Genomic DNA, 20,068 nt, shown 5'->3' with positions numbered 1-20,068 from the left:
GAATCCATGGACTCCAAAAACATCCTTCTCAACGTCAACGGCATCGAGGTCATCTACAACCACGTGATCCTCGTACTGAAGGGCGTGTCGCTGCAGGTGCCTGAGGGCCGCATCGTTGCCCTGATGGGTGGCAACGGGGCGGGCAAGACGACCACGCTGCGCGCGGTGAGCAACCTGCTGGCCGGCGAACGCGGCGCGGTGACCAAGGGCCGCATCGAGTTGCGCGGCGAACGCATTGAACGCTTGAACGCGTCCGACATGGTCGAGCGTGGCGTGATCCAGGTGATGGAAGGCCGCCGCTGCTTCGCCCACCTGACCATCGAGGACAATCTGATGACCGGTGCCTACACTCGCCGCGACGGACGCGCCGCAGTGGCGGCGACACTAGAGAAGGTCTACGCCTACTTTCCTCGCCTGAAAATGCGCCGCACCTCGCAGGCCGCCTACACCTCGGGCGGCGAGCAGCAGATGTGCGCCATCGGTCGCGCGCTGATGGCGAACCCTAAGATGATGCTGCTCGACGAGCCGTCGATGGGCTTGGCGCCGCAAATCGTCGAAGAGGTGTTCGAGATCGTCAAGGACTTGAATGCCAAGGAGCGCGTGACCTTTCTGCTCGCCGAGCAGAACACCAACATGGCGTTGCGCTACTCGGACTACGGCTACATCCTGGAGAACGGGCGCATCGTGATGGACGGCGAAGCCGTTTCGCTGCGGGAGAACGAGGACGTCAAGGAATTTTACCTTGGCGTGGGCAGCGGCGACCGCAAGAGCTTCAGGGATGTGAAGAGCTACAAGCGCAGGAAACGCTGGTTGGCGTGAGCGAGATGGCGCAGAAGACATTGATTCCGGCGACCGAATGCGAGACGTCACATAGTCGGTGCGATATTAGCGACATGACAACCTGGGAACCCTGACGGATGACGCGTAAAGCAGTGCGAGACATGAAACGATTAGTCCGACGAGGCGTTATGCCATACGCGCCCTCCGATGATCAAGAGCGATCCCGAGAAGCTGCGCTCGCGTTGTTGACGCGTAGCATCAAATTTGGTCACCGCCGGTTGGCAGTCATCCGGTTGGCAAAGGCTGTCGAGGTCAAGGCGTCTGTGACTAAAGAACAATGGGAATACTGCGAGAGGGTGGCAGCGGAATCGTCCGATATCGCAGTGCGCTGCTTGATGATCTCTTCGGTCAATCGTATCCAGGTAAGCTTCCAATCCAGCGCATTGCCTCTCAGCCAATTACCCAACATGGAAGCGACGGAAAAATTGGAAATTGACTGACCAAGAAAGCAAGATTAACCGGAGATACCCGAGACTGCGGCCCCGCAGTCTCGGGAGACGGAACGCATGCGCGTAAGGCTGCCGACGAGGCCAGGCCCTGCGCTCTCATGGCTGATCGACCTTGAAGTAGTCCGGCTTGCCAGCAGGCCAGAACTCGCCCCACAGCAGCATCCCGCCTTCGACGTTGAGCACCTCGCCGGTGATGAACTTGCCCGAGGGAGCGGCGAGGTAGACCACCGCCTCGGCGATGTCCTGCACGTCGCCGGCCCGCTTCATCGGGTTGCACTGGTAGAAAGTGGCGACGTTTTCCTCGCGGTAGTTGTTGAAACCGTTGCTCTCGATGGCGCCGGCGCCAATGCAGTTCAGGCGGATGCCGTGCTCTGCCCACTCGATGGCCAGCGTGCGCGACAGCGCGATGACGCCCGCGCGCGAGGCGGTGGTGTGCGCCATGCCGGTGAGGCCGCGGTCGATGGCTGCGGTGATGTTGACGATGTTGCCGGGTCGGCCCTGTTCCACCCAGCGTTTGGCCGCTCCCTGCATCATGTACCAACTGCCGTTGAGGTTGGTGTCGATCACCGCGTTCCAGCCCTTGACGCTGAAGTCCATCGCATGGGCGGCAAACTGGCCGCCGGCGTTGTTGACCAGCACGTCGACGCCGCCGAAGCGTTCCCACACGGCGCTGAGCATGGCGTCCACCTGCTCGGGCTCGCGGATGGTCATCGGGTAGGTCAATACCTCGCGGCCCGATAGCGCGCGTAGTTTTTCGGCGCAGTCATCGAGCTTGTCGGCCTTGCGCCCGCAAATCGCGAGCGTGGCACCCAGCCGGGCAAACAGAAAGGCGATCGCCTTGCCGATGCCGCTGCCGGCGCCCGACACCAGTACCACCTTGCCGGCGAACAGGTCATCGCGGTAGACCGTCGGGAGCGCGGCCAGGGCTTCGTCGCCCGGGCCGAACTTGGGGTGTTGCGTCTCAGCCGAGTTCATGCGCTCACCTTGAAGTAATCGGGTTTGGCGATGGTCCAGACTTCGCCCCAGAGCACGCCGCCGCCGTCCACCGTGAGCAGCTCGCCGGTGATGAACTTGCCGCTGGGTGCGCTGAGGTAGACCGCGGCCTCGGCCACGTCCTGCACGTCACCGACATGCTTCATCGGGTTGGCACCTGCGAAGGCTTTCACCGCCTCGGGGGAATACTGACGGAAGCCGGTGCTGGCGATCGCCCCCGGCGCGATGCAATTGACGCGGATGCCATGCTGCGCCCACTCCACGGCAACGGTTTTGGACAGGTGGGTCACGGCGGCGCGCGCCGCGCAGGTGTGCGCCACGCCCGGCATGCCGCGCTGGAAGGTGGCGACGATGTTGACGATGTTGCCCTGCGTGCCGGTATCGCGCCAGCGGCGCGCCAGTGTCTGCATCATGTACCAGGTGCCGTTCAGGTTGGTGTCTATCACCGCCTTCCAGCCCTTGACGCTGTAGTCCAGCGCCCGCTGCGGGAATTGCCCGCCGGCGTTGTTGACGAGCACGTCTATGCGTCCGAAGTGCAGCCACGCCACGTCGATCAACTGTTCCACCTGCTCGGGCTCGCGGATCGTCATGGGTTGCACCAGCACGTCAGAGCTGCCGAGCCGGCGCAGCCATTCGGCGCTGGCTTCGAGCTTTTCCTGATCGCGCCCGCAGATGACCAGCCTGGCGCCCAGGCGCGCGTACAGAAAGGCGATTCCCTTGCCGATGCCGCTGCCGGCGCCGCTGACAATCACCACCTGCCCATCGAAGAGTCCGGGCTGGTAGACGGTGGGTCGGGTTGCGAGGGCTTCGTCGTCGAAGCCGAAGGTAGTGTCTTCTGTCATGTTGTCCCTTCAGAATCGGAAAATTCCGTAATGCGGGTCGGCGATCGGGGCGTGGGCGGCGGCTGAGAGCGCCATGCCCAGTGCGTTGCGGGTGTCAGTGGGCGCCAGCAGACCGTCGTCCCACAAGCGCGAGGTGGCAAAGTAGGCGTTGGATTCGCGCTCGGCCTTTTCGTACACGCGCTGGCGCAATTGCGCCATTTCGGCCTCGTTGGGCGTGTGGCCGTTGCGGCGCAGTTGGGCGATTTTCACATCGACCAGGGTGTTGGCCGCCTGGTCCGGGCCCATCACGCCCATGTGCACGTTCGGCCAGGCCCAGATCATGCGCGGGTCCCAGGCCCGGCCGCACATGCCGTAGTAGCCCGCACCGAATGCCGCGCTGGTGATCACGGTGAACTTGGGCACCTCGCTGCCGGCCTGTGCCATCAGCATCTTGGCACCGTCCTTGGTGATGCCTTCCATCTCGTAGCTACGGCCTATCATGTAGCCGGTGGTGTTTTGCAGGAACACGAGCGGCGTGCGGTTCTGGTTGCATAGCGAAATGAAGTGCGCCGCCTTCTTGGAGCTATCGCTGAACAACACGCCGTTGTTGGCCAGGATGCCGACGCGGTAGCCCCAAATGTAGGCGTAGCCGCAGACCAGCGTCGTGCCGTAGGCGGGCTGGTATTCGTGGAAGCGGCTGCCGTCCACGATGCGGGCGATGAGTTCGCGCTGGTCAAACTGCACCCGGTGGTCGGGCGAGACGATGCCCAGCATTTCGTCGGGGTCGTAGTAGGGTGGCTCGGCATCGCGCTCGGGCAGATAGCTCTTCGTCGCTGGCTTGAACTGCGCGACGATCTCGCGGCAAATCTCGATGGCGTGGGCTTCGTTGTCGGCCGGGTAATCGACCGTGCCGGATACCTGGGTGTGTAAATCACAGCCTCCGATCTCGTCGGCAGTGTGCTCCTCACCGGTGGCGGCCTTGACGAGCGGTGGCCCGCCGAGGAACACGCCGCCGGCGCCACGCACGATGATGCTGTAATCGCACAGCGCCGGGATGTAGGCACCGCCGGCGGTGCAGTGGCCGAACACCATCGCGACCTGCGGCACGCCGGCCTTGGACAGCAGGCATTGGTTGCGGAACACCCGGCCACCTTCGATGTACACGCCTGACAGTTCTTCAAGGAAGGCGCCGCCGCTGTCGCACAGATGCAGGACCGGCAACTGGTTCTCCAGCGCGATGTCCAGCAGGCGTGCCAGCTTGCGCGGTGTCAATGTGTACCAGACACCGCCTTTGACGCTGGAATCGTCGGCGTGGATCAGCACCTCGCGGCCACTGACCACGCCGAGACCGGTGACCACGTTGGCACCCGGTACCTCGCCGTTGTAGTCCTCGCAAGCAGCCAGCGCCGAGAACTCAAGAAAGGGCGTACCGGGATCGAGTAGCAAGTCCAGCCGTTCACGCACTAGCAGTTTTCCCTGCGCGCGCACGCGCTTGATCTCATGCGGCGGACGTTGGTGGCGCGTGATTTCCATGCGCTCGCGAAAATTCGCGACGATAGCGCTCATGGCTTGATGGTTTCGCCGGAACGCTTCGGATGCGGTGTCGATGCGGGAGTCGATGCGTTTCATCAATCAGTTCTCAGAGGTCTTGCAGCGTCACGAGGGTGGACTTGAGAGCGAAGGTGTTGCCGATGGCAAAGTGCACCGCCTTGACCCGGGCATCGCGCGGTGCCGTCAGCGTGGTTTCCAGCTTCATGCTTTCGATCACGATGAGCGGTTGACCAACGTGCACGGCATCACCGACGGCCACATGAACCGCGATCACCGTGCCGGGCATCGGTGCCTGCAGCAAGTCGGAAGCGGCACCGGCCCGGTCGCCGCCGGAGGCTGCGCTGAGATCGATCACCTCGACCTCGAGGGCGCCGGTGGCCGCGCTATGCACGAATCGGCTGTCGCCCCGTGTGGCGATCCAGACGGCTTGCGAGCGCTGATCCACGGCTACCCGCCAACGGCCATCAGTCAGCGCCTTTCCCTGCATCTCGAATTTGCGTTCGCCATGGCTGACGTGGAACACGCCATTCGCTCCACGTGTTACCACGAGGTCATGGACCTGGCCATTGATGACATAGCGGCGGCGCATCGTCAATTCCTCCAGGGTCCCATGGCGGCGTGCATCGCGGGAATGGCGTGCACGGCGCGCAACAGTTCGCGGTCGGCGAGCACCGCCGATGCCAGTACCAGGTCGATGTCATCGGGTGTGAGAGACTCGCGCAGCTCGTCGGCACAGCGTGCCAGCATGCCGGTGTCGGCCTGGCCAGCACGGAACTCGGCATGGCGCAGTACCCGCGTGAGGTAGCGTGCGTTGGTGGTCAGACCCAACAGCACCGATTGCTCAAGCGCCAGGATGGAGCGTTCGATAGCCTGTGCACGCGTGTTGCCATGGCAAATAATTTTGGCGATCATGGGGTCAAATGCAGTGCTCACCGCCTGACCTTCGCGCACGCCGGCATCAACCCGCACGCCGGGACCGGATGGCGGCCGCCAGCACAGGATGTCACCGGTGGCGGGGCGGAAATCATGCTCGGCATCTTCGGCGTAAAGCCTGCATTCGATGGCGTGACCAAGCCGCACGATGTCCGCCTGGGCGTAGCCGAGCGGCTCACCCTGGGCAACGCGCACCTGTTCGCGAACGAGGTCAAAGCCCGTGACCATTTCGGTGACCGGGTGTTCGACCTGCAGACGCGTGTTCATCTCAAGAAAGTAAAACTCGCCACCGGCGCCGTAGATGAACTCCACGGTGCCTGCGCCGCGATAGTTGGCGGCGCGGGCAATGCCGGCCGCGGCTTCGCAGATATCGTGGCGCTGCGCCGGTGAAAGGGCCGGGGAGGGGGTTTCTTCAATGATTTTCTGGAAGCGCCGCTGCACTGAACATTCACGCTCCCAGAAATGCACCAACTGGCCATGCGCGTCGCCCATCACCTGCACCTCGATGTGTCGCGGGCGCTCCACATAGCGTTCGACAAACAGCCGACCGTCGCCAAAATAGCGCTCACCTTCGCGCCGTGCGGTCTCGATCTCGCGATCCAAAACGGACAGGTCACGCACGATGCGCATGCCCTTGCCGCCACCGCCGGCTGAAGGCTTGATCAGCAGCGGCGCGCCGAGCGCCCTGGCGCGCTCGACGAAGCTGGCCGGGTCATCGTCCTCGATGGCGCTCGGCGCTACCGGAAAGCCGCGTTTGGCGACGAAGTTGCGCGCGCGCACCTTGTCGCCCATCAGTTCGATGGTGTCCGAACGCGGGCCAATGAAGACGATGCCAGCAGCGTCTAGCGCACGCGCAAACGCAGCGTTTTCAGACAGGAAGCCGTAACCGGGATGCACCGCCTGTGCCCCGCTGTGCCGACACGCTTCGACCAGCTGCGCGATATCGAGGTAGGCAGCCACGGGTGTCGAGCCGTGCAATTCGACCGACTCGTCAGCCTCCAGCACGGCCGGGCTATCGGCGTCCACCGCGTGGTAGGCCACCACGGTGGCGAGCCCCATGCCCTTGAGTGTGCGCAGGATCCGCAGCGCGATCTCGCCACGGTTGGCGATCAGAACTTTTTGAAACACGGGCGGGACCCAGCTGTACGGCGGGTGACGGTCAATGCATGCAACGGCGTCTGGTGTCAATCGAGCACGGGGATGGGGTCGGACACGCGCTCGAAGCGGGAGTTTTTGGCGTCCGAACGCAACACGAGCACGCTGCTCGGCGAGTGCCGGTCATTGGGGCCAAAACTGATTGGAGAAGCCAGCCCATCGGTGCTGAAGTTCTTGGTTGTTTCCAGCTTCTCGACGACACAGGCGCGGGTCAGCGCCTTGCCACAGCGGCGGATCGCGTCTTCCATCAGCAGCGCACCGACGTAGGCTGTGATCGAATAGCGGTTGAGCATCTTCTGCTCGTCGGCTGACAGATACTTCTGTGCCAACCCCATGAACTTGGCCATGCCTGGCACCGACAGGTCGGTCAGAGGCGGGACATAGTCGGCGACGAAGTAGCCGTCGCCCGCGGCGCCGGCGAGCGCCTGAACAGGGGTCAGGTGGGCCGAGTGCACCGCAAGGATGGTCAGCGGCATCTGGTTTTTGGCGGCTTCCTTCATCAGCATCGAATGCTCGGCCACCACGCCGCCCGACGCGAGAAAGGTCGCACCCACCTGCTTCAGACTCAGCATCTCGGCCGAGAAGTCCTTGGTGCCACGCTTGAAGGAGATCTCGGACACGCTGTTGAGCCCCAGCTCCTTGATCGCCTTCTGGTAGCCGCAACGCACGTCGCTGCCAAACTCGTCATCCTGATAGACCAGTGCAAACTTCTCCTTTTGCAGCTTCTTGCTCGCCACCATGTACTTCATGGCGGAGCTCAACTCCTGACAATAGGTTGGCCCCACCACGAATACCGTTTTGTTCGGTGGCGTGAAGTGCGCCGCTGCCACGGCCATGGCGTTGATGGTTGGCAAGCGCTGCTCGTTGATGTAGGGCAGCATGGCTTGCAGCATGGCTGAACCCGAGGTGCCGATCAGGCCGAAGATGCCTTCCACGTCGACCAGTCGCTTGACGCCCTGCACGGCACGCTGGGGCACATAGCCGTCGTCGTCCTGGCGAATTTCCAACTTGCGGCCGTTGATGCCACCGCGGGCGTTGACATCCTGCTCCCATACCCGCAAGGCAAGCATGTGGGCCTTGCCCAGCAGGCTAGGGGGGCCGCTGACGGGCGTCACCGAGCCGAGGACGATTTTGGTGTCGGTCACGCCGGGGTCGGCAGCGGCGGCGGTCGTGGCCGTCAGACCGATGACCATGCTGAGCAGACTGGTGGCGGCATATCGAAAGTATTTGCGTGTCATGAAAAGGCACTCCTGGTTGAGAAATGGGGGTGGGGCTAGTGGCGCGTCGTCAGGATCACTTGGCGCTCAGAAATTCAGAGGCTCGCTCGAATTTCCCGGCGCTGGCATTCGCCTTCAGCAAAATGGGGCGGGTGCCCGACTGTCGAACATTGGGCCCGAAGGTCAAGGGGGCCATGATGCCGTCGCTAGTGAAATTCTTGGTCTGTTCGAGCTTTTCGACCACGCAGGCACGCGTGAGGTTTTTGGCACAGGCGTTGAGCGCTGATTCGAGCAACTGGACACCCACATAGGCGGTCAATGAATACCGGTTCATGCCCTTGACCTCATTGGCTGAAAAGTATTTGTAGGTCAGTGCTGTGAGTTTGCCGATGCCCTGGGTTTCAGTGTCGGTCACTGGAGGCACATACTCGGCGACGTACATGCCGTCCGCTGCCGGGCCGGCCAGGGCCAGCACCGCAGGCAGATGCGAAGGGTGAGCGGCCAGGCGCACGACTTGCATCTGGTTCTTCGCGATCTCTTTGAGCATTGCGGCGGTTTCGGTGATGATGCCGCCGGTCAGCACAAAGGTGGCGCCGGCGCGCTGCACGCTCAACACCTCGGCGGAAAAATCCTTCGCCCCGCGTTTGTAGGCAACTTCGATGCTGCTTTTCAAACCGAGCTCTTTCAGGGCCTGGTCGTAGCCACACTTGACATCGACGCCATAATCATCCTCCTGAAATATCAGGCCGAACTTGGAGCCCTGCAGCTTCTGGGATGTCACCAGATGCTTCATGCTGGCAGAGACCTCCTGGCAGTAAGTTGCACCGATATTGAACAGCGTCTTGTGCGGTGGGTTGAAGTGGGCGCTGTTGACCGCGATGTGGTTGATCGCGGGGATCTTCTGCTCGTCGATGATGGGCAGCATGGCCAGCAACTGCGATGAGCCGGAGACTCCGATCAAGCCAAAGATATGATCAACATCAATCAGCTTTTTGAGGCCCTGGACGGCGCGCTGCGGCACATAGCCGTCGTCCTCGATGCGAATGTCGACCTTGCGTCCGCCGATGCCGCCGCGCGCATTGACGTCTTGTTCCCAGACTTTCAAGGTCGTGGCAATTGCCTTGCCGATGATGCTGGGCGGGCCGCTGAGCGGCATCACGGCACCGAGCACGAGTTTGTCGTTCGTGACCCCGGGGTCTGCCGCCTGTGCGCTGCCGAAGGTCAGTGTGGCGAGTGCGCTGAGGCAAAGGCGCTGGGTCAGCTTCTGTAGTGTTCGCATCTCAGGTCTCCTGTGGAATAAGCAGCGCGTGTGCTGCGGGGTCAGAAACGGAAGGGCCAGTGGGTCCAGTAATGCTTGATGTCGCGCCATCGCCCCATGAGGCCATCGGGCTCAAAACGCAGGAACAACACAATCGCGAGCCCATAAATGACGCCTTTGATCTCATAGGCGGCAGTGGAGCCCGACCCGCCGAAGCTGGCGCCGATCATGCCGAATACGAAGCCCAGGCTCTCATTGAGCAGGACGATGAAAGCCGTGCCGAGCAAGGCTCCGGCCACCGAACCCAGGCCACCCACGATGAGCATGGAGAGCGCCTCGATCGATATCAGCAGGCTGAAGCTGTCCACGTTCAGGTAGCGTGTGTAGTAGGCCAGCAAGCCCCCGGCGATGCCGGTGTAGAAGGCGCTGACCATGAACGCCAGCAACTTGTAGCGCACCAGGTTGACGCCCATGGCCTTGGCGGCGATGTCGTGCTCCCGAATCGCCAGGAACGCCCGGCCAATGCGGCTGCGCAGGATGTTCAGGGTGATGAAGGTGAACACCACCACAAAGGACAGCACCACGTAATAGTAGCCACGCTCGGCCCCCAGCGCCTGGCCGAACAGGGAGGGCTGCGGCACCGTCAGGCCCTCCGAGCCGCCGGTGAGACTGCCGCCGTTGAGGATCAGGTGGTTGATGATCACGGCGAACGCCATCGTCGTGATGGCGAGATACAGGCCCTTGAGGCGCAGCGACGGTATGCCCACGATGATCCCGGCGACGGCAGCGCTCACGCCGCCGGCGAAGATGGCCGCCAGCATCGGCCAGCCAAGTTTGCCGGCCACGATACCGGCCGTGTAGGCGCCGACCGCCAGAAAGCCCGAGTGCCCGAGCGAGATCAGCCCGGTGGTCCCGGTCAGCAGGTTCAGGCCCAACACCCCCACCGCTGTGATCAGGAGCAGCAAAATGACGGAGACATAGTACTTGGACAGCAGCAGTGGCGCGGCCGCCAGCAGCGCCACCAGCAGACACGACCAGACGATGACAGGAACCGAGTCGGTCAGTGCCAGCAGTTGACGATAGTTTTGTTTGAAATTTCCGCTACGCATCAGACACGCTCGATATCAGGTTTGCCGAACAGGCCATAGGGTCTGACCATAAGGACGACGAGGATCAAAACAAAACCGGCGATCTCCTTCATGCCGCGGCCGATATAGCCTTCCGACAGGTTCTCGACCACCCCGATCAGGATGCCGCCGAGTGCGGCACCGAATACCGAGTCCAGCCCGCCCAAAATGACCGCCGGAAAGCTGCGCAGACCGGTCGTCCACATGCCGGGGTTGACATCGTAGATCACGCCGATCAACACGCCGGCAATGGCGGCGAGACCGGCCGACAGGGCCCAGGACAAAGCGAAGATGCGCTTGACATTGATGCCCATCAGCAGGGCTGCAGTTTGCACGTTGGCGGTGGCACGCATGGCGATACCGACCCGTGAATAGCGAAAGAAGGTCCACAGGCCGAGCAGTACGGCCGCCATCAGCCCAACGGAATACAGCTGCGCCGGGTACAGGCCGGCCGGGCCGATCTTGATGACCTCCGTTGGCAGGCCGGAATTGAGCGGCATGGGGTCTGCGCCCCAGATCAGCACCACCACCGAGCGCAGGATCACGGCTAGGCCAATGGTCACCATCACCGTGGAAAACACCGGCTGACCGAGCATCGGACGGATCAGCAAGACCTCGATCAGCAGGCCGATCAGCACCGAGGCCGCGACAGTTGCTGCCAGCATGGGCCAGAAGCCAAATTGGAAGGTGCCGGCCAGGGTGAAGGCGATGTAGGACACCAGCATCATCAGCTCGCCCTGGGCGAAGTTCACCACGCCGGTGGCGCGGTAGATCATGGCAAAGCCCATGCCGATGAAGCCGTAGACCAGGCCGACGGCGATGCCGGAAATGACCAGTTGCAGAAAATAGTCCATCAGCCCGCCCCTCCACCGTAGATGATCGCGATCTCTTTCGCGAAGGTTTTTTCGATGACGTTGCGGCGCACCTTCTGGGTGGCGGTGAGTTCGCCGTCGTCGTGGTCGAGTTCCTTCTCCAGAATCAGGAACTTGCGGATGTTTTCGACCCGGGCAAACAGCTTGTTCACGCGCTTGACGTCCTCGTCAATCAGTTCGCGCACCTCGGGCAGCAAGGCCAGGCTCTTGTAGGTGGTGTATGCCAGCTTGCGCTCCTGTGCCCACTTGCCCACCGTGTCAAAGTCGATCTGGAGCAATGCAGACAGGTAGTGACGCCCGTCGCCCAGAACGATGGCTTCGCGCACATACAGGCTGTCCTTGAGCGCGTTTTCGATCTCGGACGGTGCGATGTTCTTGCCGCCACTGGTGATGATGATGGCTTTCTTGCGGTCGACGATCATCAGCTCGCCGTTGTCAGCCAGCGCCACGATGTCGCCCGTGTGCAGCCAGCCGTCGATCACGGTTTTGGCGGTGGCGCTCTCGTCGTGGAGATAGCCCTTGAACACGGCGGGGTGCTTGACGATGAGCTCGCCGTCGTCGGCGATCTTCCAGTTCAGGCCGTCGATGGGCAGGCCTGTGGCGCCCAGTTTGACAGCTTTTTCATGCTGGAAGAAGATCACGCCGCCGGACTCGGTCATGCCGTAGACCTGGTACACCGGAATGCCTAGAATACGGAAGAACTTCAGTACCTCGGGCGAGACGCTGGCGCCGCCACAGAAGCCGCACTGCATGCGGTCCAGGCCGATGAATTTCTGCAGATTGCGAAACATCAGCAACCACAGCACGAAGAAGTGCAGGCGATCCGACAGGCTGCGCTGGCCCCCTTGCGCCTCGACCTTTTCGAACAGACGACGCCCGGCATCGAGGCAATGCTTGAAAGCCCAGCGCTGAAAGCGCGAGGCGTCCTGCATGCGGATCAAAATGCCTTGCTGCAGCTTTTCCCAGATGCGCGGCACACCCAAAAACACCGTGGGTGCGATCTCGCGCAGATTGACGGCCACCGTGTCGATCGATTCGGCGTAGTTGACCACACCGCCGGTGAGCAGGTGCAAGACCGTCGAGAAGGCACGCTCGGCCACGTGGCACAACGGCAGGTAGCAGACCACCTCGTAGTTTTGGCGGTCCAGTTTGAAATGGGTTTTGAGCTTGTCAACGGTGACGATCAGGTTGCGGTGCGAGAGCATCGCCCCCTTAGGGGGGCCGGTAGTGCCCGAGGTATAGACCAGCATGCAGGTGTCGTCGGGCTGGGTGTCCTCGATGGCGCGATCAAAGGTGCCCGCGTGCTGGGCCGATGCCGCAGCGTATTGGTCGCCAAGCTCGAGCACGTCGTCGAACGACATCAGCTGGTCGTGCTTGTAGCCGCGCATCCCCTTCATGTCGGCGCAGATGATCTTCACCAGGTCGGGCAGGCCGGTGGCGTGCTTGTCCATGGCGTCGAGCACCTTGTCGACCTGCTCCTGGTCGCCGCAGACCACGAACTTGCTGTTCGAGTGGTGCACGATGTATTGCAGCTCCGGCCACGGGTTGGTGGGGTAGATGCCGACCACAATGCCACCGATGGCCTGCGTCGCCAGATCGGAGAACATCCAGTGGGGGCTGTCCTCGCTGGCAATGGCCAGGCGGTCCCCCTTTTCGAATCCGAGGGCCTTCAGGCCGTGAGCGAAGCGGCGAGCGGTCTCCAGATAGTGCTGCCAGCTCATGCGGTTCCAGATGCCGTAGTCCTTCTCGCGAAACGCGAGCGCATCCGGAAAGCTCTGAGCCCAATGCTTGAGCAGCTTGGGCAGGGTGGTGTTGCCGTCGCGCAGCGAGGCGCCCAGGTTGTCGATCACGCGGCCTCCTTGGTTTTGCTGCCCAGGTAGGCGTCGATCACGGCCGGGTTGGCCGATATCTCGGCCGGCGTGCCCTCGCCGATCTTGCGGCCGAAGTTGAGCACGCAGACGCGGTCGGAGATGTCCATCACGATGCCCATGTCATGCTCGACCATGAGGACCGAAATGCCGAGTTCGTCGCGGATGTCAAGCACGAAGCGGGCAATGTCTTCGGTCTCCTCGTTGTTCATGCCTGATACCATTTCGTCCAGCAGCAGCAACTTGGGCTCGGTGGCCAGTGCGCGCCCCAGCTCGACCCGCTTTTGCAGGCCATAGGACAGGGTGCCCACCGGCATGTCGCGAATTTCCTCGATTTCGAGAAAGTCGATGATCTCTTCCACCTTGCGACGGTGTTCGAGCTCTTCGCGCCGCGCCCGTCCGAAGAACCACGAGGCATCCAGCACGTTGGTGGCCATGTGGCAGTGGCGGCCGACCAGCAGGTTGTCCACCACGCTGGCATGTTTGAACACCGCCAGGTTCTGGAAGGTCCGACCGATGCCGATGGCGGCCAGGCGGTGCGCCGGCATGCCGGTGATGTCGCGGCCATCGAAATGCACGGTGCCGCTGCTGGGCTTGACGACGCCGCTGATCATGTTGAAGGTGGTCGTCTTGCCGGCCCCGTTGGGGCCGATCAGGGAATAGATTTCACCGCGCCGGACGTGAAAACTGACACCGGCAACGGCTTCGACGCCGCCGAAGCGCTTGGACAGGGTTTCGACCCTTAACAATGTGTCGTTCATGTTTTTTTCTCTCAGGACAGCCAGCGCTTGCGCCGCTTGTAGTGCTTCACGTCGCGCATGTTCTTGCGCGATCCGCCTTCGCCGAAGCCGAGGTAGAACTCGCGCACGTCGTCGTTGCGCAGCATCTTGTCGGCCTCACCGTCGAGCACCACGCGGCCGTTTTCCATGATGTAGCCATAGTCGGCAATGGCCAGCGCCATCTGCGCGTTCTGCTCCACCAGGAGAATGCCCATGCCTTCTTGACGGCACAGGCGGGTGATGATTTCGAAAATCTCTTCGCTGATCTGTGGCGCCAGCCCGAGCGTGGGCTCGTCGAGCATCAGCAGTTTCGGGGACGACATCAGCGCGCGGCCGATGGCCACCATCTGCTGTTCGCCGCCCGACAGGTAGCCCGACACCGTGCTGCGTTTTTGCACCAGACGCGGGAACAGCCCATACACCATCTCCATCTGGCGCCTGGCGTCGGTCAGACTGCGCGTGTAGCCGCCCATCACGAGGTTTTCCTCGACCGTCAACTGGTCGAACAGGCGGCGCCCCTCGGGCACCATGACCACGCCGGCGCGCACGATTTCGTCCGGCGCCAGGCCGGTCAGCTGGCGGTTTTCAAACGTGATCTGGCCACCCTTGATCTCACCGTCTTCCGGATACAGCACGCCCGAAATGCCTTTGAGCGTGGTTGATTTTCCGGCCCCGTTGGAACCGAGCAGGGCGACGATGCGACCTTTGCCGACGGCCAATGAGGCCTCTCGCACCGCCTCGATGGTGTTGTCGTAAACGATCTGGACATTGGTGAGATTCAGCATGACAGGCCGTTCCTTGCGCCGTGCTGCAGGGGCTCAACCATTGAACGGGTCTGCCGGTCGAGCGTAGTGGAGGGGTGCGCCAGGATGGCAGCCGCAGTCGTGCAGACCTTCGGCTCGGATGGGCCGGATTCATGGGCGCGACCATGGCCTCTGGTTTCCAGGGTACCGGTCGGGGGGGCAGTGAATTTTCTCAAAGTTTGTCCCGTGTTGGCCGTGTTGGGTAGGCGGCTTGCCTGCCTTGTGCCTTGCCGTTCTGCGAGGTATGCATCGTGCCTTGTTTATAGGGTATTAATCTAACGATAGTTAGGTTTGCGTCAACTCGGGAAATCCCTATGCCGGTGCCGACGACTCCGGTTGCGAGTGCGAGCGGCAACTTCTGCCCAGGCTCGCTTCCGAATGGGAGCCGGTGATTCAGCGTCTCTCGGCTACATCCCCGCGTAGTTCGGCCCGCCGCCGCCTTCGGGCGTGACCCAGACGATGTTCTGCGTCGGGTCCTTGATGTCGCAGGTCTTGCAGTGCACGCAGTTCTGGGCGTTGATCTGCAGCCGGTCCGAGCCGTCGTCGTTCTTCACGAACTCGTAGACGCCGGCCGGGCAGTAGCGGCTCTCGGGGCCGGCGTATTTCGCCAGGTTGATCTGCACCGGCACGCTGGCGTCCTTGAGCGTCAGGTGCGCGGGCTGGTTTTCTTCGTGGTTGGTGTTGCTGACGAATACGCTGGAGAGCCGGTCGAAGGTGAGCTTGCCGTCGGGCTTGGGGTAGCTGATCTGCGGCATCTCGGCGGCCGGGCGCAGGGTGGCGTGGTCGGCCTGGGTGCGGTGAATCGTCCAGGGCGGACGCTTGATGCCGAGCCTGGGCAACAGCCACTGTTCAATGCCGGTCATCAGGGCGCCGACGAGGCTGCCCTTCTTGAACCACTGCTTGAAGTTGCGCGACTGGTCGAGTTCGGTGTGCAGCCAGCTGTTTTCGAACGCAGCGGGGTAGGCGCTGAGTTCGTCGCTGCTGCGTCCGGCGGCCAGGGCTTCAAACGCGGCTTCGGCGGCCAGCATGCCGCTCTTGATGGCGGCGTGGCTGCCCTTGATGCGTGCGGCGTTCAGGTAGCCGGCATCGCAGCCGATCAGCGCGCCGCCCGGGAACACGGTCTTGGGCAGGCTGAGCAGGCCGCCGGCGGTGATGGCGCGCGCGCCGTAGCCGATGCGCTTGCCGCCTTCGATGTGGGCGCGAATGGCCGGGTGGGCCTTCCAGCGCTGCATTTCCTCAAAGGGGCTGAGCCAAGGGTTTTTGTAGTCGAGTCCGGTGACGAAGCCAAGCGTGACCTTGCTTCCTTCCAAGTGGTAGAGAAAGCCGCCGCCGTAGGTCTGGCTGTCCATCGGCCAGCCGGCCGTGTGCACCACCCGGCCGGGTTGGGCGCGGGCCGGGTCGATCTCCCACAGTTCCTTGATGCCGATGGCATGGCTTTGCGGATCGCGGCCTTCGTCGAGCTTGTATTTTGCGATGAGCTGCTTGCCCAGGTGGCCGCGCGCGCCTTCGGCAAAGATGGTGTACTTGGCGTGCAACTCCATGCCGGGCTGGAAGCCGTCGTGCGGCTGGCCGTCCTTGCCAATGCCAAGGTTGCCGGTGGCTACACCTTTGACCGAACCGTTGTCGTTGTACAGCACCTCGGCGGCTGTGAAGCCGGGGAAGATTTCCACGCCCAAGCCTTCAGCCTGCTCGCCCAGCCATTGGGTCAGGGCGCCCAGGCTGATGACGTAGTTGCCCTCGTTGTGGAAGCAGTCGGGCACCAGGAAGTTGGGCGTGCGCCTGGCACCGGTTTCGCTTAGGAAAAGCACGTCGTCACCGGTGACGGGTTGGTTCAGCGGTGCGCCCAGCTCCTTCCAGTTGGGGAAGAGTTCGTTCAGCGCGATCGGATCCATGACCGCGCCGGAGAGGATGTGAGCACCGGGCGCGGAGCCTTTTTCCAGCAGCACCACCGAGACGTCCTCGCCCTTTTCTGCCGCGAGCTGCTTGAGGTGGATGGCCGTGGCCAAACCGCCGGGGCCGGCGCCCACCACCACCACGTCATATTCCATCGCTTCGCGGGGGCCGTATTGATCGAGCAGGGAGGTGGGCTTCATGCGGAGAGAATCAAAAAAGTTGGCGGCCCTGGGGCCGAAGTTGACGAAAGGGGGCGGTTCAGGGGCTGTTGTCGGCCGGCAGCGGTGGTGCGGTGCGCGGAGCGCCGTCACGTTTGTAGACCATGACCGTGCGCTTGAACGTGCAGACAATGACGCCGCTCTGGTTGTAGCCTTCGGTTCGTACCGTCACGACGCCAACATTGGGACGCGACCGTGACTCGCGCTTGTCCAGCACCGTGGAACGTGAATAGATCGTGTCGCCCTCGAACACCGGATGCGGCAGACGGACTTCGTCCCACCCAAGGTTGGCCATGACGTTTTGCGAGACATCGCTCACCGTCTGGCCCGTTACGAGGGCCAGTGTGAGGCAGGAGTTGACAAGCGGGCGGCCGAACTCCGTCTGCGCGGCGTAGTGGGCGTCGAAGTGCAGCGGAGCCGTGTTTTGCGTCAACAGCGTGAACCAGATGTTGTCGTTCTGGGTCAGGGTGCGGCCGAGGGCATGCCGATACTCGTCGCCGACCTCGAAGTCTTCATAGAACCGGCCGCGCCAGCCTTCCTTGACAGTCATTGGTTGCTCCTGCGGCGGGTTGTCCAATTTGAGAGTCCCCAGACGCAGCCGGTCAGCGTGCCACTGAGCCACATAGGCGACATGAGGACTATTGCCGTCAGTCCCTCGGCCCGGCCTGTCGAAGTTGCCGGCAATGCATCGCGGTTATGCTTTGTCATGCGTGAGGATTCCATCGAACACGATCGCTGTGATTTGGCGTGAGAAGTCCTGAAAAGAGCCGCGCTGGGGGTTGTACCATTCGACGGTCCAGTTCAATGCGCCAATCACGAAAAGCCGAATCATGGCCGTGCTGGTGTCCGGGCGCAATTCGCCGCTGGCGAGCGCTGATTCGAACAGCCGATCCCAGTAGTCTGCGTAAGCCCGCCGCACGACCCGGTGGCGATTTTTTGCGCTGGTCGGGATTTGGCCATAGATGCGGATGTTGGCCGACGTGAAGTCGCCATAATGCAGCATTCCCCAGAGATGGCCTTCAATGCCAGCGGCGATTCGGTCTCGCCAGAGTGCACTTTCGGGAAGAGCCCCAATACGGGTGCGCACGGCATCCGCTACGATGGTGATGCCTTTGTCCAGTACTTCGCCCAGGATCTGCTCTTTCGATTCGAAGTGATAGTAGATGCTGCCGGCTTTGACGCCGGCAGCATCCGCTACCTCGCGCAAAGTAGTTGCGGCATAGCCATGATGCCTGAATAGGCGTGCAGCTTCGAGCAGCACCCGTTCGCGTGTAGCGGGGCCATCTACGTCATTTTTGCTGGGTTTTGCGTCTGTATTTGACTTCATATTGACCGTTAGGTAGATTCAAAATACAAATCGTATCAAACCTAGCTTTTGTCGAAGGGGCGGCCTCGTGCATGGGCGCGTCGCATGGGGTTATTCAGGGCTTGCATTTGCTCACTTGCCGCCATTGGCCCACTGCCTGAAATCAGGCCTACGCTTTTCCAGGAAAGCGCTCACGCCTTCTTTTGATTCTGCAGTGTCATAGTACAGGCTCAGCGCTTGAAGTCCCAGGCTGCCGATGCCGCGAATGTGCTCGGTGGATGCGTTGAACGAACGCTTGGCGATGGCCAGCGCGGTCGGGCTCTTTTCGACAATTTCCTTGCACCAGCGGGCGACTTCGGCGTCGAGCTGGTCGTGGGGCACGACGGTGTTGCACAGACCCATGGCCAAGGCCTCCTGCGCATTGTAGCGGCGGCACATGTACCAGATCTCGCGTGCTTTCTTTTCGCCAACCACATGGCTCAGGTAGGCCGTGCCCCAGCCAGGATCGACCGAGCCAACCTTCGGGCCGACCTGGCCAAACACGGCCTTTTCCGAGGCAATGGTCATGTCGCACAAGGTGGCCAAGACATTGCCGCCGCCAATGGCGTAGCCCTGCACGCGGGCGATCACGGGCTTGGGTACGTCACGAATGGCGCTGTGAAACTCTTCCACAGGAATGCCGATGGTGCCCCGGCCGTCGTACTGGCCGGCATGGGCCGACTGATCGCCGCCGGTGCAGAAAGCACGGTCACCCGTACCCGTGAGCACAATGGCGGCGATTCGCTTGTCCCAGCCTGCTTTCATGAATGCCTGCAGCAGTTCCTCGACTGTCTGGCCGCGAAACGCATTCATCACCTCGGGGCGATTGATCGCGATGTAGGCAACCGAGTCGCGTTCTTCGTAGATGATGTCCTTGAATTCCATGAATTTTCCTTTTTGTTTGGTATTTCAACGTCGCATGCCTGCCGACCATGCCCAGGCGTTTACCCAATCATGCTGTAACCACCAGACACTGAAAGAACCTGCCCGGTGACATGACCCGCAGCCTTCGCTGAAGACAGGAAGACGACTGCATTGGCAATATCCTGCGGCCGTCCCACCTTGCGCAGCGGCAGCGCCTTGGCGACTTTTTCCAGTTGCTCGGGCGTGAACATGCTGCCGGCATCGATCCACATGCTGCTTCCGCCCACTTCGTCGGTGGTGCTCGGGATCGTGACGCCGGGGCATACCACGTTGCAGCGGATGCCGTAACGCCCGTTTTCCTTGGCGATCGTTTTCATGAAGCTGTTGATGGCGGCCTTGACGCCCCCGTACACCGCTTCGCGTGGCTCACCTTGTCGGCTGGCATCGGAACTGATGGAGACGATGGAGCCGGCGTTGCGAGGAACCATGACTTCAAGCGCGGTCTTGGTGCAGTTGAGAACGCCGAGGTAGTTGATGTTGATGATCTTTTGCCACAGGTCGGGGGTCGTCTGCGTGAAGAACATCAACTGGTCCCAGCCCACGTTATTGACGAGGACATCGACGCCGCCGAACTTGTCAGTCGCAGCCTTGAACATGGCCTGCACCTGGTCGAGCTTGGTGACATCGGTCTTGACAACCTGCGCCGACGCCGCACCGCTCGCCAACGCGAGTTCCGCCGTTTTTTGCGCTTGCTTGTCGTCGATGTCCCCGATGGTGATGTTGGCGCCTTCCGCAGCGAAGCCGAGCACGATGCCGCGGCCAATGTTCGAGCCGCCACCAGTGACGATGACCGATTTACCTTTTAGATCGAGATCCATATTTATTACTCCTTGCGCTTTTGGCGCCACATTTGTGTGGTTGATATTATAGCTGTCAAACGGTAGTTAGGTAAAGTGGCCGGATTTTCCTGTGTTTGGTCGTGGGCTTTGCAGCTACCATGGCAATTCGCTGTGGCATAAGTTGCCACCGGTCGATTCAAGAGATGGATGAAAATCCGAAAAACAGGATGGGAAGGGCATGAT

General features: G+C 62.0%; 19 protein-coding genes. 2 read left to right on the top strand and 17 right to left on the bottom strand.

Annotated features, from left to right (window positions below):
* Window positions 1–6: 6 nt before the first annotated feature.
* Together B7G53_RS09625 and B7G53_RS09620 are read left to right on the top strand one after the other, a co-directional pair.
* On the top strand, window positions 7–819 hold the full coding sequence (locus B7G53_RS09625) for an ABC transporter ATP-binding protein (protein ID WP_096666997.1): 813 nt from the start codon (window positions 7–9) through the stop codon (window positions 817–819).
* Window positions 820–941: 122 nt separating this feature from the next.
* Window positions 942–1,280, top strand: a complete 339-nt coding sequence (locus tag B7G53_RS09620) for a hypothetical protein (protein ID WP_141396314.1) — start codon at window positions 942–944, stop codon at window positions 1,278–1,280.
* 105 nt (window positions 1,281–1,385) lie between these two features.
* Here B7G53_RS09620 and B7G53_RS09615 read toward each other — a convergent pair whose 3' ends face one another.
* The 17 genes from B7G53_RS09615 to B7G53_RS09535 form a co-directional block, all read right to left on the bottom strand.
* Window positions 1,386–2,264: an SDR family oxidoreductase gene (locus tag B7G53_RS09615; RefSeq protein WP_096666993.1), complete on the bottom strand. Its 879-nt coding sequence runs from the start codon at window positions 2,262–2,264 to the stop codon at window positions 1,386–1,388.
* On the bottom strand, window positions 2,261–3,124 hold the full coding sequence (locus B7G53_RS09610) for an SDR family oxidoreductase (RefSeq protein WP_096666991.1): 864 nt from the start codon (window positions 3,122–3,124) through the stop codon (window positions 2,261–2,263). The genes B7G53_RS09615 and B7G53_RS09610 overlap by 4 nt, the downstream gene beginning before the upstream one ends.
* A gap of 9 nt (window positions 3,125–3,133) precedes the next feature.
* Complete coding sequence (locus B7G53_RS09605) at window positions 3,134–4,732, bottom strand: acyl-CoA carboxylase subunit beta (protein ID WP_096666989.1); 1,599 nt, start codon at window positions 4,730–4,732, stop codon at window positions 3,134–3,136.
* Window positions 4,733–4,742: 10 nt separating this feature from the next.
* Window positions 4,743–5,243 carry an acetyl-CoA carboxylase biotin carboxyl carrier protein subunit gene (locus B7G53_RS09600; RefSeq protein WP_205853031.1) on the bottom strand — a complete coding sequence of 167 codons (501 nt, stop codon included), beginning with the start codon at window positions 5,241–5,243 and terminating at the stop codon, window positions 4,743–4,745.
* Window positions 5,244–5,245: 2 nt separating this feature from the next.
* On the bottom strand, window positions 5,246–6,715 hold the full coding sequence (locus tag B7G53_RS09595) for an acetyl-CoA carboxylase biotin carboxylase subunit (protein ID WP_096666987.1): 1,470 nt from the start codon (window positions 6,713–6,715) through the stop codon (window positions 5,246–5,248).
* Window positions 6,716–6,771: 56 nt separating this feature from the next.
* Complete coding sequence (locus B7G53_RS09590) at window positions 6,772–7,980, bottom strand: ABC transporter substrate-binding protein (RefSeq protein ID WP_096666985.1); 1,209 nt, start codon at window positions 7,978–7,980, stop codon at window positions 6,772–6,774.
* Window positions 7,981–8,035: 55 nt separating this feature from the next.
* Window positions 8,036–9,328 carry an ABC transporter substrate-binding protein gene (locus B7G53_RS09585; protein ID WP_255249958.1) on the bottom strand — a complete coding sequence of 431 codons (1,293 nt, stop codon included), beginning with the start codon at window positions 9,326–9,328 and terminating at the stop codon, window positions 8,036–8,038.
* Window positions 9,280–10,326 carry a branched-chain amino acid ABC transporter permease gene (locus tag B7G53_RS09580; protein WP_096666980.1) on the bottom strand — a complete coding sequence of 349 codons (1,047 nt, stop codon included), beginning with the start codon at window positions 10,324–10,326 and terminating at the stop codon, window positions 9,280–9,282. Before B7G53_RS09580 ends, B7G53_RS09585 begins: the two co-directional genes overlap by 49 nt.
* On the bottom strand, window positions 10,326–11,198 hold the full coding sequence (locus B7G53_RS09575) for a branched-chain amino acid ABC transporter permease (protein ID WP_096666978.1): 873 nt from the start codon (window positions 11,196–11,198) through the stop codon (window positions 10,326–10,328). Before B7G53_RS09575 ends, B7G53_RS09580 begins: the two co-directional genes overlap by 1 nt.
* On the bottom strand, window positions 11,198–13,066 hold the full coding sequence (locus tag B7G53_RS09570; RefSeq protein ID WP_096666977.1) for an AMP-dependent synthetase/ligase: 1,869 nt from the start codon (window positions 13,064–13,066) through the stop codon (window positions 11,198–11,200). Before B7G53_RS09570 ends, B7G53_RS09575 begins: the two co-directional genes overlap by 1 nt.
* A complete protein-coding gene (locus B7G53_RS09565) occupies window positions 13,063–13,845 on the bottom strand; it encodes an ABC transporter ATP-binding protein (RefSeq protein WP_096666975.1) in 783 nt (260 codons plus the stop codon). The genes B7G53_RS09570 and B7G53_RS09565 overlap by 4 nt, the downstream gene beginning before the upstream one ends.
* 11 nt (window positions 13,846–13,856) lie before the next feature.
* Window positions 13,857–14,648 (bottom strand): ABC transporter ATP-binding protein, encoded by a 792-nt coding sequence (locus B7G53_RS09560; RefSeq protein ID WP_096666973.1) that lies wholly within the window; start codon window positions 14,646–14,648, stop codon window positions 13,857–13,859.
* 425 nt (window positions 14,649–15,073) lie between these two features.
* On the bottom strand, window positions 15,074–16,759 hold the full coding sequence (locus B7G53_RS09555) for an electron transfer flavoprotein-ubiquinone oxidoreductase (protein ID WP_096666971.1): 1,686 nt from the start codon (window positions 16,757–16,759) through the stop codon (window positions 15,074–15,076).
* A 58-nt stretch (window positions 16,760–16,817) separates the two neighbouring features.
* Window positions 16,818–17,327 carry a MaoC family dehydratase gene (locus tag B7G53_RS09550; RefSeq protein WP_096666969.1) on the bottom strand — a complete coding sequence of 170 codons (510 nt, stop codon included), beginning with the start codon at window positions 17,325–17,327 and terminating at the stop codon, window positions 16,818–16,820.
* A 144-nt stretch (window positions 17,328–17,471) separates the two neighbouring features.
* Window positions 17,472–18,104: a TetR/AcrR family transcriptional regulator gene (locus tag B7G53_RS09545; protein ID WP_096666967.1), complete on the bottom strand. Its 633-nt coding sequence runs from the start codon at window positions 18,102–18,104 to the stop codon at window positions 17,472–17,474.
* Between the two features lie 111 nt (window positions 18,105–18,215).
* Window positions 18,216–19,007 carry a 2-ketocyclohexanecarboxyl-CoA hydrolase gene (badI, locus tag B7G53_RS09540; protein ID WP_096666965.1) on the bottom strand — a complete coding sequence of 264 codons (792 nt, stop codon included), beginning with the start codon at window positions 19,005–19,007 and terminating at the stop codon, window positions 18,216–18,218.
* A 59-nt stretch (window positions 19,008–19,066) separates the two neighbouring features.
* On the bottom strand, window positions 19,067–19,864 hold the full coding sequence (locus B7G53_RS09535) for an SDR family NAD(P)-dependent oxidoreductase (protein ID WP_096666963.1): 798 nt from the start codon (window positions 19,862–19,864) through the stop codon (window positions 19,067–19,069).
* Window positions 19,865–20,068: the final 204 nt, after the last annotated feature.

Origin of the sequence: Polaromonas sp. AET17H-212, assembly GCF_002379085.1 — a bacterium.
Taxonomy (GTDB): Bacteria; Pseudomonadota; Gammaproteobacteria; order Burkholderiales; family Burkholderiaceae_C; genus Polaromonas.
The sequence above is the reverse complement of the archived record's forward strand: the minus strand, read 5'-3'. Positions and strand labels throughout refer to the sequence as shown.